Source organism: Bradyrhizobium uaiense (assembly GCF_010811875.1).
GTDB lineage: Bacteria > Pseudomonadota > Alphaproteobacteria > Rhizobiales > Xanthobacteraceae > Bradyrhizobium > Bradyrhizobium uaiense.
This window is the reverse complement of the sequence record NZ_VKHP01000824.1, coordinates 1-247: the sequence shown is the minus strand read 5'-3', so window position 1 is coordinate 247 and position 247 is coordinate 1. Positions and strand designations below refer to the sequence as shown.

The following is a 247-nucleotide window of genomic DNA, read 5'->3' as shown; positions in this document are numbered from 1 at the left end:
CAAATGGGCGGACGTCCTGATCGTCAACACACCGCACCCGGCACGCAAACGACTGAAGCTGAACTACGAGGACGTCAGCGCTTGGAATCCCCGCCTGATCTATGCGGATATCACCGGCTACGGCGACTTCAGGTCGAGCGTCAGGCTCCGCTTGTTGCGATTGTTGAGATGCCAGGGATAGTTGTCCTTGGCGCGGGGCTGCGGAGGAATTTTGTATCCGATCCGCCAGGTGTCGCCGCTCGGTGGC

The 247-nt window shown here is 60.3% G+C and carries 1 protein-coding gene and 1 pseudogene; one reads left to right on the top strand and one right to left on the bottom strand.

What is annotated here, in order from left to right; all coding sequences use genetic code 11:
- Positions 1-16 precede the first annotated feature (16 nt).
- Positions 17-67, top strand: a pseudogene (locus tag FNJ47_RS54265) (hypothetical protein); the annotation flags it as partial.
- Positions 68-117: 50 nt separating this feature from the next.
- On the opposite strand, the gene FNJ47_RS47610 reads toward FNJ47_RS54265, so the two are convergent.
- Positions 118-210 (bottom strand): hypothetical protein, encoded by a 93-nt coding sequence (locus tag FNJ47_RS47610; protein ID WP_347341835.1) that lies wholly within the window; start codon positions 208-210, stop codon positions 118-120.
- Between the last annotated feature and the right edge of the window lie 37 nt (positions 211-247).